The following is a 15,640-nucleotide window of genomic DNA, read 5'->3' on the forward strand; positions in this document are numbered from 1 at the left end:
GGAAAGGGAAGTTTGACAAAGCTTTCTTTGCATGCTTTCTTTCTCAAAAGGAAGTATGCGCCTTTAGCTCAGTTGGTAGAGCAACTGACTCTTAATCAGTGGGTCCCCGGTTCGAATCCGTGAAGGCGCACCACACGGCCCGTTGGTCAAGCGGCTAAGACGGCGGCCTCTCACGCCGCAAACGTGGGTTCGATTCCCGCACGGGTCACCAATTACTTTCTCCTGAAAGAGAAAGTAATTGAAAGTGAGAATCAACTGAATAAAGCACTTACTGTTGAGAAAGACGGTAAGGAGAGAAAAGTTCTCTGAAGTTTTCTTTGCTTACTTTCTTTTTCAAAAGAAAGTAAGTCGGTGCTGATTGCGGTGAGGGTCCACCCGTTCCCATTCCGAACACGGCAGTTAAGCTCACCTGCGCCGAAAATACTTGCCTGGAGACGGGCCGGGAAGATAGGTAGCGCCGACACAAAAAACGGACTTCTTAGGAAGTCCGTTTTTTGCATGCCTGATAAAATGTGGGCAGCTCCGCTGCCTCACGCATGATCCAGTACGTGGGAAACATAGTCCTTCACATCAAAGGGGTCCAAAGGGCTGTCCTTGCGTAGATAGAGGGGATGGTGGGGGTGACCTTTGGCGGAGCGTTTTCCGGAAGAGAACCACTGGGCGTTAAAGTCTTGTCCCACGGCGATCATGTCCCGCACGCAGACGGGCAGATAAGGCCGCTTTTCGATGATATTACCCCAGGCGGCCCAGATGGCGGGGCGGCCGCTCCTGGTCTGCTCCAGGGCGTAGCGGAAGGCCGCCATATTTTCGGCGTGGAGTTGGGGATTGAGGGTGCGCTCCATATCGTCGGGGCGGGTGGCCCGCTGGGCATATACGTTGAACATAATGAAGCTGTCATAGCCGTTGCCCAGGGCGATCCGCTCCACCGATTTGAGGGTGTTGTCCAGGGCGTTGGGAGCGGCGGTGGAGGGATTCACCCCCACGCAGACGAGGGGCTTCTCTCCGCGGGTTCCCAGGATGTACCGGTACTCCGAATAAAAATTGGGGACATAGAGCCACTGATTGACATCGTAGTCCGAAGAGGGCCTGAGGGCCTGCTCCAGGGCATCGGCAAAGGAGAGAACTGTGAGCTGAGATGTGGTGTCACAGGCGGGAATGTGCATGGTGATACCTCCTGACGGTGGGATGGGGCCGCTACGCAGTCTAAGACAAGGATACAGACAGAGGAGAAAAGATGCAATACCAAACTGTGAAAAAGGCGGTTTTTTTGCGCCGTCCCAACCGCTTCATTGCCCAGGTGGAGTTGGAGGGAGCCGAGGAGACCGTCCATGTCAAGAACACCGGCCGGTGTCGGGAGCTGCTGGTGCCGGGAGCCACGATCTACCTGGCGGAGGGGACAAATCCCAGCCGGAAGACCCGGTATGATCTCATCGCAGTGGAGAAGGGGAAGCGCCTCATTAACATGGATGCCCAGGCGCCCAACCAGGTCTTTGGGGAGTGGGCCGCTGCCGGCGGTTTTCGGTCTGATCTTTCATTGCTGCGCCCGGAGACTACATGGGGGAATTCCAGGTTCGATTTCTACTGGGAGTCATTAGAAAATGACAGGAAAGGTTTCGTGGAGGTGAAGGGTGTCACCCTGGAAGAGGGGGGTGCCGTCTACTTTCCCGACGCCCCCACGGAGCGGGGCGTCAAGCATGTGGAGGAGCTCATGGCCTGCCGGGCGGCGGGCTACGAGGCGGCGCTGTTCCTGGTGGTCCAGATGGAAGGGGTGGCCTTCTGGTCTCCCAACGACCGGACTCACCCCGCCTTCGGCGAGGCGGTGCGGCGGGCCGCGGCGGCTGGTGTGGAAATTCTATGCCGGGACTGCCGGGTGTCGACGGATGCGATCAGCATGGGAGAACCGGTGGAGATCCGTCTCTGAGTCGTAAAATTTTGCAGGATTTGGACTGACCATATTTCATAAACATAGCTGCAAAAGGCAGAAAAAAGGTGGGAGGTCTCACAAACTTCATTGGACTGCCTTGACAAAGTTCAGGGAAGCGTGTAAACTGCCCCCAACAAGGCAAGGGCGCTCGATCCGCTGACGATGGCGGAGCGAGCGCCCTTGTTTTTTTACAGGAGGAGGAATGGAATATGTATTCGTCGGTCAACACCATCTGGGTGCTTCTGGGCGCGGCACTGGTCTTCTTCATGCAGGCTGGATTCGCCATGTGCGAAGCGGGCTTTACCAGAAGCAAGAACACAGGCAATATCCTGATGAAAAACCTGATGGACTTCTGCATTGGCACCCCGGTCTACTGGCTGGTGGGCTTCGGTCTGATGTTCGGTGGGGCGGGCGCCATCATCGGCGGCTTTGATCCCATGGTGCGGGGTGACTACTCCGCCGTCCTGCCGGCCGGTGTACCCCTGTTTGCGTTCTTCATCTTCCAGACGGTTTTCTGCGCCACGGCCGCTACCATCGTCTCCGGCGCCATGGCGGAGCGGACCAAGTTCATCTCCTACTGCATCTACTCCTTGATGATATCTCTGGTGATCTACCCCGTGTCCGGACACTGGATCTGGGGCGGTGGTTGGCTGGCCCAGCTGGGTTTCCATGATTTCGCCGGCTCCACCGCCGTCCACATGGTAGGTGGCATTGCCGCCGGCGTGGGCGCCAAGATCCTTGGGCCCCGGATCGGTAAGTACGACAAGAACGGCAAGCCCCAGGCTATCCTGGGCCACAATCTCTCCATCGGCGCGCTGGGAGTCTTCATCCTCTGGTTCTGCTGGTTCGGTTTCAACGGCTGCTCCACCGTGGCCATGGACAGTGACAGTGTTATGGAGTTGGCCGGCGCTATCTTTTGCACCACCAACATGTCGGCCGCTGTGGCCTGTGTGGTCACTATGATCTTCACCTGGCTGCGGTACGGCAAGCCCGACGTGTCCATGACCTTCAACGCGGCCCTGGGCGGTCTGGTGGCCATTACCGCCGGCTGCGACATGGTCTCTATCTTTGGGGCCGCCGTCATCGGTGCCTGCGCCGGTATCGTGCTTCCCCTGGCGGTGGAGTTCTTCGACAAGGTGGCCAAGATCGATGATCCTGTGGGCGCCATCTCAGTCCACGGTGTCTGCGGCGCCATGGGTACCCTGCTCACCGGCCTGCTGGCGGTGGACGGCGGCCTCTTCTACGGCGGCGGCCCCTCTTTCTTCGTTACCCAGTGCATTGGCGTGATCTCCGTGGCGGTGTGGGTGTTGGTGACCATCACCATCGTCTTCCTGGTGCTCAAGCACACCATCGGCCTGCGCTGCTCCGCTCAGGAGGAGATCGACGGCCTGGACATCCACGAGCACGGCCTGGCCTCCGCTTATGCCGACTTCATGCCGGCGGGTGGTCTCACCGGTCCTGTGGAGTCTGTGGCCATCAGCAGCGGCGCCAGCGAGGACGAGGCGGTGCCCGTCCAGGTGGTGGCCCGGGAGAAGTCCGGAATCTCTGCTTCCGATGTGAAGCTCTCCAAGGTGACCATTGTTTGTAACCAGGCGCGGTTTGAAACGCTAAAGAGCGCTATGAACGCCATCGGCGTCACAGGCATGACGGTGACCCAGGTGCTGGGCTGTGGCGTGCAGAAGGGCCGCACTGAGTACTACCGCGGCGTGGAGATGACCATGAACCTGCTGCCCAAGGTGCAGGTGGACGTGGTGGTCTCCAAGGTGCCGGTATCTGCTGTGGTGGCCGCCGCCAAGCGGGCGCTGTTCACCGGCCACATCGGCGACGGCAAGATCTTCATCTACGATGTGGAAAACGTGATCAAGGTCCGTACCGGCGAGGAGGGCTTCGATGCCCTCCAGGGCGATTAACGAAAGAAAAAACAACAGGGGATGTGGACTGCGGTCCATGTCCCCTGTTGTTTATAGGTTTTTCATATTGGGTGAAGTGGGAGCCATTGCGCCGGAGGGCAGGCTGTGATATGATAATAAAGACTGAACACAACTGCTGTGCAGCGAGAGGAGGGCAGTCCCATGGAGACACAGATTCAGCGCGTCACTCGTGAGATCCCCCATCGGGGCATTGCCTATCTAATTTTCCAACGCTGTCCGGCGGAGGAACAAAATGAACTGCTGTTGCGGGAGATCAGGGCACTGAAGGACCAGGGCGCCCGGGAGATCTACGTGGCCTCCACCGACCCGGAGGTGCCTTTTGGGGAGGGAGAGAGCGGACAGGTCCGCCTCACCCATGTCCACGACATGTTGGAGATGGAGCGGGCGCTGGGCGAGGCCCGTACCCGGCACGGAGGCCGGCTTCGGGCCGTACCGCTGACGGAGGCGCTGGGAGAGCAGTGGCTGGCCCTCTACAACGAGGCGTTTGCCTCCGTCCCAAATGCCGCTACCTACGGCCAGGAGGAACTGGCGGAGCAGCTGGCCAAGCCGGGCAGCTGCGGCTTTGTGCTGGAGGGCGAGGAGCCTATCGGCATTTATGAGCTGGACCTCCAGTCCGGGGAGATCGAGGGCATCGGCCTGAAAAAAACGGCCCGGGGCAGAGGCCTGGGCCGAGAGCTCCTGCTGCTGACGATGGACCTACTGGCGGAACGTGGACATGACGGCTGCTGGCTGTTGGTCTCCACCGCCAACCCGGCGGCATACCGGCTTTACCAGGAGACAGGCTTTTCTACTCGGCAGATACGTTCCCGGTGGTTCAGGGCGGAAACAACAGGGCAGAAGGACCGTGACGCGGAGGAGGATGGGAAATGAGTTATCAGATCGTGGCCTTTGGAGACTCCAACACCAGATATTATCTGGGTGACACTGGCACGCCTGGACCGCTGGAGGAGGCCTGGCCTGCCAAACTGGAGGTCATGCTCCGGGCCAGAGGCGTGGACGCGACCGTTAAAAATGAGGGTCACCCCGGCGTTCAGGCCGACTATGCGATGGAACATTTCCCCGATGCCACCGCCGGTGCAGACCTGTGTGTCCTGGGCTTCGGCACCAACGACGCCAAAAAGCTGGAGGTCCCCTTGGGGGAATTCCTCTCCGAGATCTCCGACGTGTTGGACCAGGCTGCCGAGGCCGGAATGCCGCTCATCATGCTGGGTATTCCCTGGTTTTCCGAGTTGCTGGCAGGTCCTCAGCTTCAGAATCGGCTGCCCATCTGGAACGAGTCCCTGTCGAGCCTGTGTGATCAGCTGAACATCCCCTTCGTGGACCTGTATACGCCCTTCAAGGACGACCCGGAGCAGTGGTTCAACGAACGGACCACCCCCAAGCGCCACCTCTCTGCTGCGGCCCAGACCAGGGTGGCAGAGCTGTTGCTCCCATTGGTACTCCAGGAGATGGAGAAGAGAAAATAAATCCACAGCCTGTGGAAAGCAAATGCCTGTGTCCCCCACAAAAAGGAGGACACAGGCGTTTTTTCATGTGTTTAAAAGTGGAAGCTCCACCCAGAAGCGGACGCCGTGGGGGAGGTTTTCCACACCGCAGGTGCCACCGTGGAGGGTCACGGTTTCCTTGACCAGGGCCAGCCCCAGGCCGGTGCCGCCGCTTTGACGGTCCCGGGCGGTGTCGGAGCGGTAGAAAGGCTCGAAAATCCGGGGGAGGGCCTCCGGCGGGATGGTCTCCCCGTCGTTTTCCACCTGGAGGAGGGCGGTGCTGCCCTTTTCCCGAAGGGTCACCCGAATCTCGCCTCCAGGCGGAGTGTGGCGGAGGGCATTGGAAGCCAAATTGGATACCACCAGGGAGAGGCGCCCCTCCTCGCCGGAGACGGTGCAGGGGAGAAGGTCCAGGTCCAGGGTGACGCCGGCGGTCTCCATGGGCCGCTCCATGGTGTGGAAAACGGTGTCAACCACTCGGTCCAGGGACACAGGAGTGGGCTCGAAATGGGTCTTGCCCGCCTTCATGCGGCTCAAGTCCAGAAGGGAGCTCACCAGGGCGGCCATCTGGTCGGATTGGTCCATGATGACGTTTAAATACTCTGCACGCTTTTCAGGCGCGATATCCTCCTGTAAGCCCTCGGCATAGGAACGCAGGAGGGCCAGAGGGGTCTTGAGCTCATGGGCCACGGCATTGGTGAGGTCCCGCTCCCGCTGGAGGCTCCTGGCCTGGGCCCGGGCGGTGAAAAAGGCCAGGAGCAGGGTGAAGAGCAGGGTGGCTGCGTAGAGGAAAAGCAGGTCGTGGGTGGCCATCAGGGCGGGGCGGTAGGAGACGCCCGTGGCGGAGACCAGTCCGTCATAGGGGGCCACCGAGCCCACCTGGGCATAGCCGCTGCCGCCCACGGTAGAACCCACCCAGTAGTTGGAGGGAGCGCGGTCCCCCACCAGATTTTCCAGACGCGTCTCGGCCTCACGGAAAAGCTTTAGTGTGAGCTCCGGGCCGGTCTCCGCCCAGGCCAGGATGGAGCTGAGCTGGATGGAGTCAGAGGTAAAGGTGGTGAGGGTCTTGCCGTCAAAGAAGGAACTGTCCGTGTCCAGCAGGGTCACCGGCCCATCCTCATACCAGTAGACCAGCTTTTGCGGGTAGACTACGTTGTGCTCCACCACGCCGGTGATCTCGCTGCGGAGCCCCACGGTGTAGCTCTTCCCCTGGTCCGAACCCAGATAGTCATCGTAGAGCCCGCCCTCGGTGCCGTAGAAGCGGTTGAACTGCCGGTTTTCCCGGAGAAACTGTCCCAGCGTGAGCTGCTCGTCATCGGTGAGAACGGCGTCAAAGTTCAGATAGTGGTCGTAGACCCCTGTGCCGGGAAGGGCGAAAGAGCCGGAGGTAAGTAGGCTGCGGCCCATCTCTGTTCCCTCGGTGTCGTAGAGCCGGAAGACCCCCACGGCGCCGTAGGTGGAGTAATAGGCGTCCATGCGGTCGTCGTACTGGGCGGGCTTGATGGCGGGATCGTAGTCTCCATCCACCACCAGCTGGGCGTTCATCAGGTTCCAGTCCCGGGCTTCACTGACGCCGCTCTTGAGCCGGGTGGTCTGGGCGTCCAGCTCCCGGAGGGAGAGGAGGAGGACCATCAGGGCCCACAGCAGGAGGAAGCGGGCGGCGGTGCGGAGAAAGAGCGGCAAGAACAGCTTACGTTTCATAGGAGGCTCCCTTCCGGCGGGCGGCTACTCCGACTCAAGCTTGTAGCCCGCCTTGAACACGGTCTTGATCTGTTTTCCGGCACTCCCCAGGGCGGCGCGGAGGTTCTTGATCTGCACGTCCACCGCCCGGTCCTCGCCCTCAAAATCCCAGCCCCACACCCGGGTGAGGAGCTGTTCCCGGGAGAGGACCTTGCCCTGGTTTCGGAGGAGGCAGAGAAGAAGATTATACTCCCGAGGGGACAATTTGACTTGCGTATTACTTACTGTACACAACATTGCCCCTGGTTGGAGCCGAATTTCCCCACAGACCAGGGCGCCGTCCTCGGTACCCCGGCTCCGGCGGATGAGAGCGGTAGTCTTGGCGTAGAGAAGGGCCAGGGAGAAGGGTTTCGTCACATAGTCGTCCGCACCCAGGGCGTAACCGTGGAGGGCCTGCTCCTCTCCGCCCAGGGCGGTGAGGAAGAGGATGGGTAGATTGCTCTCCCGACGGATGGCACGGCAGACGCCGTAGCCGTCCAGCCCCGGCATCATCACGTCCAACAGCACCGCGTCGTAGTCCCGCCGGGCGAAATACTCCAGAGCAGCATCGCCGTCCGGGGCCAGATCGCTGTCCACCCCGTGGGCGGTAAAATAGTCCTGAAGGATGGTCCCCATCCGGGGTTCGTCCTCTACGATCAGGATGGTGTCCGGCACGGCCGTCTCCCCCTCTCTGTTGTTATCCTATCCGATAGATGTGTCCAAGTTGTGTTTGAAAAAACACCCGGAGGGTATGCTCCCCTCCGGGTGTCCTGTCTGTTATCTGCGGCCTCCAAAACCGCCGCCCCGGCCACCGCCGAAGCCACCGCCGCGGCTGCCGCCAAAGCCGCCGCCACGGGAGCCGCCGAAGCCGCCACCCCGGCTGCCACCAAAGGAGCCGCCGAAACCGCCGCCGCGACTGCTGCTGAAGCCGCCGCCCCGGTGGTTGCTGAAGCCGCCACCGAAGCCGCCCCCTCTGGGGGGCGTGGGTCCCCGGGGCCCTCTGGGCGGCGGGGGAGGGGGCTGGTGCCAGCGGCGGCGGTACCAGCCGTAGCTCGGCCCATGCCAGAAGAGGATGGGCCGGAAGACAAAGGGGGGTGTGGCCACGCCATAGTAGGCCTGACGGTAGGCATTATACCGGGCGGTATCGATGGCGGTGAGGACCGCCAGCAGCACCACCAGGAAGATGACCACGGTGACCACCGTCATGACGGTGTCAAGCGAGCCGCTGTAATAGTAGTGATAATCTCCGCCGCCGGAGGCACCGTAGGTGTTCACATAGACCTGGTCCAGGGCGGAAAAGAGGGAGAGAACGCCCTCACCGCAGTTTCCCGCCTGGAGGGGGGAGCGCAGGTTCTGGTCCAGCAGGGTGGTGACGTCGGAGGAGGTGAGGCCGGGAAGGAAGTCGTTCCCCAAGGCCAGATAGGCGTCGGTGGTACCCGTGTCCACAACCAGAAGGGCGTCCATGGAGGAGAGGCCGATCTCGTTGGCCAGGGAGTAGGCGTAGTCGTCGATGGTCTGGCCGTCGGTGTCCAGCACTGCCGCCACCGCTACCAGGCTGCGGTACTGGGCGTCCCAGTTGGCATTATAGAGGCAGATGGTATCCTCTACGTCGGAGGAGAGGACGCCGGCCTCATCCCACAGCCAGGTCCGGTAGGGCGCGATGTCCAGTCCGGTGTCCAGGCTCTGGGCCTGGTCCACGGCAGGCTGGTCGCTGCCCGTGGGGGCCCGCATGAGGCCGATGCAGATGGACAGACCGATGACCAGCAGCAGGATGACCACTGCCACCCAGCGTTTTTTCAGCATTTCCATGGTCTAAACTCCTCAGCCCCGCAGCTCCAGCAGCTTCTGCTTGAGCTCGCCCTCGATGCGGCCCAGCTCCAGCTCGGCCTCCTTGCGCTTCTGGGCGCCGTCCTGCTGGATCTTCATGACCTCGTCCAGGGTGGAGATGAGCTGCTGGTTGGTGTGCTGGAGGGTCTGGATGTCCACCACGCTGCGCTCGGCCTCCTTGGCCGTCTCGATGGTGCCCATCTTCAGCATGTCGGCATTCTTCTTCAGAAGCTCGTTGGTCATGTTGGTGACGGCGTTCTGGGCTGCGGTGGCCTGCCGGGAGTGCTCCAGGCCCAGGGAGAGGACCATCTGGCTCTTCCACAGGGGGATGGTGTTCACCAGGGAGGACTGGATCTTCTCCAGCATGAGGGCGTCGTTGTTCTGGATGAGCCGGGTCTGGGGACCCATCTGGATTGAGATCATGCGGGTGAGCTCCAGGTCGTGGATCTTTTTCTCAAAACGGGAGCACATATTGGCCAGGTCGTTGTAGGCCTGGGCGTCCTCCTGGGTGCCGGTCTCCGCCGCCTTTTTGCGCAGGGCCTCCAGGTCGTTCTCCCTGACCTGCTGGAGCCGCTTCTTGCCGGCCAGGATATACATGGTGAGTTCTTTATAGTATTTGGTGTTGAGGTCGTACATCTGGTCCAGCATGGCGATGTCCTTCATCAGGGTTACCTGATGGCCCTCCAGCACCGCCACGATCTTGTTCACGTTGGTCTCGGCCTTGGCGTACTGGGCCTTCATGGCCTCCAGGTCGTTTTTCTTCTTCTGGAAGAAGCCGAAAATGCCGCTCTTCTCCTCCTGTCCGAAGTGCTGGAGCTCTCCCACCAGGCCGGCCAGGGACTGGCCGATCTCCCCCAGGTCCTTGGTGCGGACGGAGTTGAGGGTGTTCTCAGAGAAGGAGGCGATGTTCTTCTGAGCGGCGGCGCCGTACTGAAGGACCACGTTGGAGTCGGTGATGTCGATTTTCTGGGCAAAATCGTCCACCATCTTCCGCTCGGCCTCGGTGAGCTGGCTCTCGTCCAGCTGCACGGCGTGCTCATCCCGGGCCTTCTGGGCCGCGGCGGCATCCTCAGCGCTCTGGTCGGGGGTCAGGGTGAGCTCCGGAGCCTGAGGCGCCTGGGCGGCGGCGGTGCCAGCCGACAGGTCGGGAGTCAGGGTGAGCTCGGGGGTGAAATCATTGTTCTCAGGCATAATATGGTTCCCTCGCTTTCATCATGAGTCAAAAAATTTTGAGGCGGAGGGTATCGATCCTCCGTATTCCTTTTGCTGGGGATTCAATTCTGACCGCCCAGCTGTTCGCCGGCCAGACCCTCCTGGGCCAGCAGATTTTCCAGCACGGTGATGTCGGTGGAGATGTCCAGGGCCTCGTCTCCGAAGAGAGCGTCCAGCTGCTTGTCGAAGGCACGGACCACGGTGTCCATCATAGACTCGATCTTGCCCATGGTGCCGTCGATGTTCTCCCCGGATACCCCGGTGGCACCCATGCGGTCATAGGCGTTGAGGAGCTTGAGGGTGGTGGGGAGGTAGTAGTTGAGAAATTTTCGGATCTGGGGGAGCTTCTTGGGGTGCTCCACCACGTAGGAGATGATCTTTTTGGTGGTGGATTCCAGGTGATCGATCTGGGCGGAGATGGTGGGGTCGGCGATGGCGTCGTTGAGGCGGTGCATCTCAGACACGGCCCGGTCCCGCTCCTGAATGAGGGCGTCCAGCTCCGGATCGCCGGTGGAGGCGGGCTTCTTCTCAGCGGACTCAGACTTGGCCTTCTTTTCCGGCTCCGGTGTCTCAAAGGTCCGGTCAGGGCACAGAGCCTTGGCGATGAGAAAGACCACCAGGGAGACCAGAATGGCGGCCACATAATGGAGGGGGCGGTAGAAGGGCAGGAACAGGCCGAAGATCAGCCACACCACGGCCACTGCATAGATGGGGAGTACGGATCGTTTCACTACTTTCGCCATAACTGCCTCCTTAAACAGGGGATACATGGCTATTGTACCCTCCCGCCGGGTGGGTGTCAATGGCCGGGCATTGACAGAGAGGGCAAAACTCATTATGATAAAAGAATACAGCTGTAAAACAAGAGGAAGTGAAGCGCCATGATGACATTAGAGGATTTCAAGGCCGCACGGAGCGTGCTTGCCGGGGTGCTGGCCGACACCCATCTGGTCCATTCCACCGCCCTTTCCAAAGCCACGGGGAACCAGGTCTACATTAAACCGGAGAATATGCAGGTCACCGGCGCCTATAAGATTCGGGGCGCCTATTATAAGATTAGCACCCTCTCCCAGGAGGAGAAGGAGCGGGGACTTATCACTGCCTCCGCCGGCAACCACGCCCAGGGCGTGGCCTACGCCGCCCAGGCCGCCGGAGTAAAGGCCACCGTGGTCATGCCCACCACCACCCCCCTGGTGAAGGTGAACAACACCAAGGACTACGGTGCACAGGTTATCCTCCACGGCGCCGTCTTTGACGATGCCGCCGAGCTGGCCAGCCGGCTCTCCGAGTCGGAGGGCTACACCTACATCCACCCCTTCAACGACCCCGTCCTGGCCACCGGTCAGGGCACCATCGCCTATGAGATCTTCTCCGACCTGCCCGACGTGGACATCATTCTGGTGCCCGTGGGCGGCGGCGGACTGGCCTCCGGTGTGGCTACCCTCTCCAAGCTGCTCAACCCCAACGTAAAGGTTATCGGTGTGGAGCCCACCGGTGCCGCCTCCATGAAGGCCAGCCTGGAGGCCGGCCACATCGTCACCCTGGACAAGGTGGACACCATCGCCGACGGCGTGGCGGTCAAGACCCCGGGCGACAAGATCTTCCCCTACATCCAACAGAACCTGGACGGTATCATCACCATCGACGACCATGAGCTGGTGGATGCCTTCCTGGATATGATGGAAAAGCACAAGATGATTGTGGAGAACGCCGGGCTGCTCTCCATCGCCGCCCTCAATCACCTGGACTGCAAGGGGAAGAACGTGGTGAGTGTTCTCTCCGGAGGCAACATGGACGTCATCACCGTCTCCTCTCTGGTCCAGCACGGCCTGGTGAGCCGGGGCCGGGTGTTCACTTTCTCGGTGCAGCTCCCCGACCGGCCAGGCGAGCTGGTCCGGGTGGCCGAGCTGGTGGCCGAACTCAACGGCAACATCATCCGGCTCGACCACAACCAGTTTGTCAACATCAACCGCCAGAGCGGTGTGGAGCTGCGGGTCACCCTGGAGGCCTTCGGGCTTGTCCACAAGGGGGAGATCATGGCTGCCCTGCGCCAGGCGGGCTACGACGCCAAAGAGGTCATGACCACCAGCGTCTGACAAATGCTGTGCCGCCCGCCGGCGGGGCCGGCGGGCGGCTATATGTCATGCGGCAGGCCGCGCCGGACCGTCGCCGCCGTGCCGGGCGGCGGCGTGGGGCCGCGCTGGGGAGGCCGGCGGCTGTTCCGGGGCCACGTTCCGCTTGCCGTATCCTATGCCGCCCGGCGGCTGAGGGTGCCCGGAAGGGACCTGTCCGCATATCTTTCAAAACCACGTCCTGCCCTTGTCCCGATGATATTTTTCCACAAGGAGTGAAGAATTATGGTAAAGATCGCGCCATCCATTCTTTCCGCTGACTTTTGCGCCCTGGACCGGGAGATCAAGCGTGTCTCCACCGCCGACTGGCTCCATGTGGATGTGATGGACGGTATGTTCGTGCCCAACATCACCATCGGGGTGCCGGTGGTGGCCTCCATTCGGAAACATACGGACATGTTTCTGGACGTCCATCTCATGGTGGAGAAGCCGGGACGGTACGTTGAGGCCTTCGCCAAGGCGGGGGCCGACTTGCTTTCCGTCCACCTGGAGGCCGACCTACCTCCGGCTATCCACGACGCCCTCCATGCCATGGAGGACAATGGCGTGAAAAAGGCCATCGCCCTCCGGCCCATCACTGCCGCTGAGGCGGTGCTCCCCCACCTGGAGCAGGGGCTGGATATGGTGCTGGTGATGACGGTAGAGCCTGGCTTCGGCGGCCAGAAGTTCATGACCGATCAGCTCAGCAAGATCCGGGCCATCCGGGGCTATATCGACCGGTACTGCCCGGGTTGCGACTTGGAGGTGGACGGCGGCGTCAACCTGGAGACGGCCAGACTGGTGACCGAGGCCGGCGCCAACGTGCTGGTGGCCGGCTCAGCGGTGTATGGGGCAAAGGACCCCGCTGCCATGATCGCCGCCCTCCGGGGCTGAGCGGTCCACTATCCCGATTCCGTTTGGAGGTAACCCGATCCATGGAATACTTTCCCCCCGCCCTGGAGCGGCTCACGGAGCAGTTTGCCCGTCTGCCGGGCATCGGCGCCAAGAGCGCCCAGCGGCTGGCCTTTTTCATCCTGGGCCTGCCGGAGGAGGACGCCAAGGAGTTTGCAGACGCCATCGTAGCCGCCAAGGAGTCCATCTCCCTGTGTCCCATCTGCGGGAACTTCACCCAGGGAGACGGCCCCTGCGCCATCTGCAGCAGCGACAAGCGGGACCCCGGCTTGGTCTGTGTGGTGGCCGATCCACGGGATGTCATCGCCCTGGAGCGGTCCCGGGAGTACAACGGCCGTTACCACGTCCTCCACGGCGTCATCTCGCCCATGAACCACGTGGGGCCCGACGACCTGCACATCAAGGAGCTCACCCAGCGGGTGGCCTCCGGCGAGGTGCGGGAGGTCATCATGGCCACCAACCCAGACACCGAGGGGGAAGCCACCGCCATGTATCTGGCTCGGCTCCTACGCCCCTTCGGCGTCAAGATCACCCGCCTGGCCTACGGCATCCCTGTGGGCGGACACCTGGAGTACGCCGACGACGCCACCCTCATGCGCGCTCTGGAGGGCCGCCGGGAGTTCTTTTTCTCGTGAGAAAAAGAACCAAAAAGAGCTTTATTATCGCTCTCGCACTGGTTTGAGAGTGAAAGGCAATCACACGGCCACCGGCCCGGTGCGTGTGCGGAAGGGCTTTTTGGTGAGAAAAAGAACCAAAGAGAGCTTTATTATCGCTCTTGCACTGGTTTGAGAGTGAAAGGCAATCACACGGCCACCGGCGTGGTCCAACATATTAGGATAAAAGAAGCGGACGCCCGAGCGGGCGTCCGCTTTTTCTTTAGTTCGGAGTGGATACCTCGCCGCAGAGGCTGCGGCTGAAGCAGTCCCTGATCTCCGCCGGGTCGTCGGTCTGGCCCAGTACCCACATGAGCTTGGTAACGGCGGCTTCGGTGGTCATGTCCCAGCCCTGGAGCACCCCTTGGGCCAGGGCCTTCTGGCCGGCCTGGTAGAGGGTGAAGTCGCTGCTCTCATAGAGGCACTGGGAGCACACCACCACCGTCATCCCCGCCTGGGCGGCGCCGTGGAGCTTGGAGATGAGGTCCCGGCGGATGAAGTGGAGGCCGCCGGCGCCGAAGGCCTCGATGACCACGCCCCGGTAGTGCATCTGGTGGAGCATGTCGAAGATCTCCGGGTCCAGGCCGGGGGTGAGCTTGATGAGAAAGACGTCCCGGCACAACTCACTTCTGAGCACGCAGTCCCCGTCGGTACGTGGCGGCAGGGCGGCGGCGTTGATGTGGAGGCCGCCGGCGTCCACGTCGCCCACCAGAGGCCAGTTGACGCTCTCAAAGGCGTCAAAGTCCTTTGTGCGGGTCTTGACTGCCCGACAGCCCAGAATGACCTTCCGGTCAAAGGCCACAAAGACCCCCGCCGCGCCGGAGCAGGCCATGGCGAAGGCGATGCGCAGGTTTTCCAGGGCGTCGGTGAGAGGGTGCTCGATGGGCAGCTGGCTGCCGGTGAGCACCACCGGGATGGGGATGCCCCTGAGCATGAAGCTGAGCACCGAGGCGGTATAGGCCATGGTGTCGGTGCCGTGGGTGACCACGATGCCGTCGTAGCCCGCCCGCTCAGCGTACACCGCCCGGGCGATGAGCTGCCACTCCTCCGGCTGGATGTTGGAGGAGTCCAGGTGAAGAATGTCCCGGACAGTGACGGTGTAGCTGTCGGTGAGGAAGGGGATGCGCCGGGCCAGGTCCTCACCGTCCATCTCGGGGGCCAGGCCCTCGTCGGTGGGGCGGGAGGCGATGGTCCCTCCCGTGGTGAGCAGAAGAATGTGTTTCAATGGTGCTTGGTCTCCTTTATATGCTCAGAATTGGGTGGCCAGGACCTGGGCCTCCCCCATGGCCTGGGCCAGGATGGCCTCCTTGTTGTTGCGGACGTCATCCAGCCCTTCGGCACACAGCAGCTGGAAGTCAGAGATGCCATACATGGCGCACAGTGCCTTGAGGTGATGGGCGCCCGACTCCATCCACGCCGTCTCCGGAAGGGAGAAGTTGCCGCCCCGGGTGGTGATGAGGAGCAGCTTTTCCGCCCGGCTCAGGCCGACGCTGTTGCCGTCAGCGTCGTAGCCGAAGGTGATATCACACACCGAGATGCGCTCCAGGTAGATCTTCAGAATGGCGGGGTAGGAGAGGTCCCAGAAGGGGGCAGCGATGACGATTTTGTCCGCCCTGGCAAACTGCCAGGCGGCGTCAAAGCTGGGGTCGTCCAGCTTTCCGGCGCCCCACAGCTCGTCCCGGAGCTCCAGCACTTCCGGGTACTGGGGCTCCAGCCGTTCTGTCATCAGATTGCGCTCCGTGACGGTGACCTCCGGGTGGTTTTTACGTATTCGGAGAGAAAATGCCGGGCCAGGGACAGGGTGCGGGACCGCTCTCCCCGGACGCAGGCATTGACAAACAGCAGTTCAGACATGGTAATGACCTCC

General features: G+C 61.7%; 16 protein-coding genes, 2 tRNA genes and 1 rRNA gene. 10 read left to right on the top strand and 9 right to left on the bottom strand.

From position 1 onward, the window contains the following. Positions 1–57: 57 nt before the first annotated feature. The 3 genes from ACTNBK_RS07355 (at position 58) to rrf (ending at position 463) form a co-directional block, all read left to right on the top strand. A tRNA-Lys gene (locus tag ACTNBK_RS07355) sits at positions 58–133 on the top strand. A 3-nt stretch (positions 134–136) separates the two neighbouring features. After that, positions 137–211 (top strand) — tRNA-Glu (locus ACTNBK_RS07360). A 136-nt stretch (positions 212–347) separates the two neighbouring features. Further along, positions 348–463, top strand: a 5S ribosomal RNA gene (gene rrf, locus ACTNBK_RS07365). A gap of 67 nt (positions 464–530) precedes the next feature. Here rrf and ACTNBK_RS07370 read toward each other — a convergent pair. Then, positions 531–1,163 (bottom strand): DUF1643 domain-containing protein, encoded by a 633-nt coding sequence (locus ACTNBK_RS07370; protein ID WP_441144948.1) that lies wholly within the window; start codon positions 1,161–1,163, stop codon positions 531–533. Between the two features lie 71 nt (positions 1,164–1,234). On the opposite strand from ACTNBK_RS07370, the gene sfsA reads away from it, so the two are divergent. The 4 genes from sfsA (at position 1,235) to ACTNBK_RS07390 (ending at position 5,321) form a co-directional block, all read left to right on the top strand. Continuing rightward, positions 1,235–1,921, top strand: a complete 687-nt coding sequence (gene sfsA, locus ACTNBK_RS07375; RefSeq protein WP_441144950.1) for a DNA/RNA nuclease SfsA — start codon at positions 1,235–1,237, stop codon at positions 1,919–1,921. 212 nt (positions 1,922–2,133) lie between these two features. Next, on the top strand, positions 2,134–3,834 hold the full coding sequence (locus tag ACTNBK_RS07380; protein WP_441144952.1) for an ammonium transporter: 1,701 nt from the start codon (positions 2,134–2,136) through the stop codon (positions 3,832–3,834). 162 nt (positions 3,835–3,996) lie between these two features. Next, positions 3,997–4,725, top strand: a complete 729-nt coding sequence (locus ACTNBK_RS07385; RefSeq protein WP_441144954.1) for a GNAT family N-acetyltransferase — start codon at positions 3,997–3,999, stop codon at positions 4,723–4,725. Beyond that, the gene (locus ACTNBK_RS07390; RefSeq protein ID WP_441144956.1) at positions 4,722–5,321 is read left to right on the top strand and encodes an SGNH/GDSL hydrolase family protein; all 600 of its coding nucleotides are present in this window, start codon (positions 4,722–4,724) and stop codon (positions 5,319–5,321) included. The genes ACTNBK_RS07385 and ACTNBK_RS07390 overlap by 4 nt, the downstream gene beginning before the upstream one ends. 63 nt (positions 5,322–5,384) lie before the next feature. Here the strand turns inward: ACTNBK_RS07390 and ACTNBK_RS07395 are convergent, their stop codons facing one another. From ACTNBK_RS07395 to ACTNBK_RS07415, 5 genes are all read right to left on the bottom strand, one after another. After that, the gene (locus ACTNBK_RS07395) at positions 5,385–7,040 is read right to left on the bottom strand and encodes a sensor histidine kinase (protein ID WP_441144958.1); all 1,656 of its coding nucleotides are present in this window, start codon (positions 7,038–7,040) and stop codon (positions 5,385–5,387) included. 24 nt (positions 7,041–7,064) lie between these two features. Beyond that, positions 7,065–7,733: a response regulator transcription factor gene (locus ACTNBK_RS07400; protein ID WP_441144960.1), complete on the bottom strand. Its 669-nt coding sequence runs from the start codon at positions 7,731–7,733 to the stop codon at positions 7,065–7,067. 102 nt (positions 7,734–7,835) lie between these two features. After that, positions 7,836–8,867 (bottom strand): TPM domain-containing protein, encoded by a 1,032-nt coding sequence (locus tag ACTNBK_RS07405; RefSeq protein WP_441144962.1) that lies wholly within the window; start codon positions 8,865–8,867, stop codon positions 7,836–7,838. 12 nt (positions 8,868–8,879) lie between these two features. Then, positions 8,880–10,076, bottom strand: a complete 1,197-nt coding sequence (locus ACTNBK_RS07410) for a toxic anion resistance protein (RefSeq protein ID WP_441144964.1) — start codon at positions 10,074–10,076, stop codon at positions 8,880–8,882. An 83-nt stretch (positions 10,077–10,159) separates the two neighbouring features. Further along, complete coding sequence (locus ACTNBK_RS07415) at positions 10,160–10,840, bottom strand: 5-bromo-4-chloroindolyl phosphate hydrolysis family protein (RefSeq protein ID WP_441144966.1); 681 nt, start codon at positions 10,838–10,840, stop codon at positions 10,160–10,162. A gap of 138 nt (positions 10,841–10,978) precedes the next feature. Between ACTNBK_RS07415 and ilvA the strand changes: the two genes are divergently transcribed. From ilvA to recR, 3 genes are all read left to right on the top strand, one after another. After that, positions 10,979–12,193 (top strand): threonine ammonia-lyase, encoded by a 1,215-nt coding sequence (ilvA, locus tag ACTNBK_RS07420; protein WP_441144968.1) that lies wholly within the window; start codon positions 10,979–10,981, stop codon positions 12,191–12,193. A gap of 261 nt (positions 12,194–12,454) precedes the next feature. Further along, positions 12,455–13,102, top strand: coding sequence for a ribulose-phosphate 3-epimerase (gene rpe, locus ACTNBK_RS07425; RefSeq protein ID WP_441144969.1), 648 nt, complete (start codon positions 12,455–12,457; stop codon positions 13,100–13,102). 41 nt (positions 13,103–13,143) lie between these two features. Continuing rightward, positions 13,144–13,755: a recombination mediator RecR gene (gene recR / locus ACTNBK_RS07430; RefSeq protein WP_441144971.1), complete on the top strand. Its 612-nt coding sequence runs from the start codon at positions 13,144–13,146 to the stop codon at positions 13,753–13,755. A 241-nt stretch (positions 13,756–13,996) separates the two neighbouring features. Here recR and ACTNBK_RS07435 read toward each other — a convergent pair whose 3' ends face one another. From ACTNBK_RS07435 to ACTNBK_RS07445, 3 genes are read right to left on the bottom strand one after another with little or no spacing between them, the layout of a single operon-like run. Next, positions 13,997–14,998, bottom strand: a complete 1,002-nt coding sequence (locus ACTNBK_RS07435; protein WP_441144973.1) for an asparaginase — start codon at positions 14,996–14,998, stop codon at positions 13,997–13,999. 24 nt (positions 14,999–15,022) lie between these two features. After that, positions 15,023–15,499: an NAD(P)H-dependent oxidoreductase gene (locus tag ACTNBK_RS07440; RefSeq protein WP_441144975.1), complete on the bottom strand. Its 477-nt coding sequence runs from the start codon at positions 15,497–15,499 to the stop codon at positions 15,023–15,025. Then, the gene (locus ACTNBK_RS07445; RefSeq protein ID WP_441144977.1) at positions 15,499–15,627 is read right to left on the bottom strand and encodes a hypothetical protein; all 129 of its coding nucleotides are present in this window, start codon (positions 15,625–15,627) and stop codon (positions 15,499–15,501) included. The genes ACTNBK_RS07440 and ACTNBK_RS07445 overlap by 1 nt, the downstream gene beginning before the upstream one ends. Positions 15,628–15,640: the final 13 nt, after the last annotated feature.

This window comes from Intestinimonas sp. HCP28S3_D6 (assembly GCF_052065695.1).
GTDB lineage: Bacteria > Bacillota > Clostridia > Oscillospirales > Oscillospiraceae > Intestinimonas.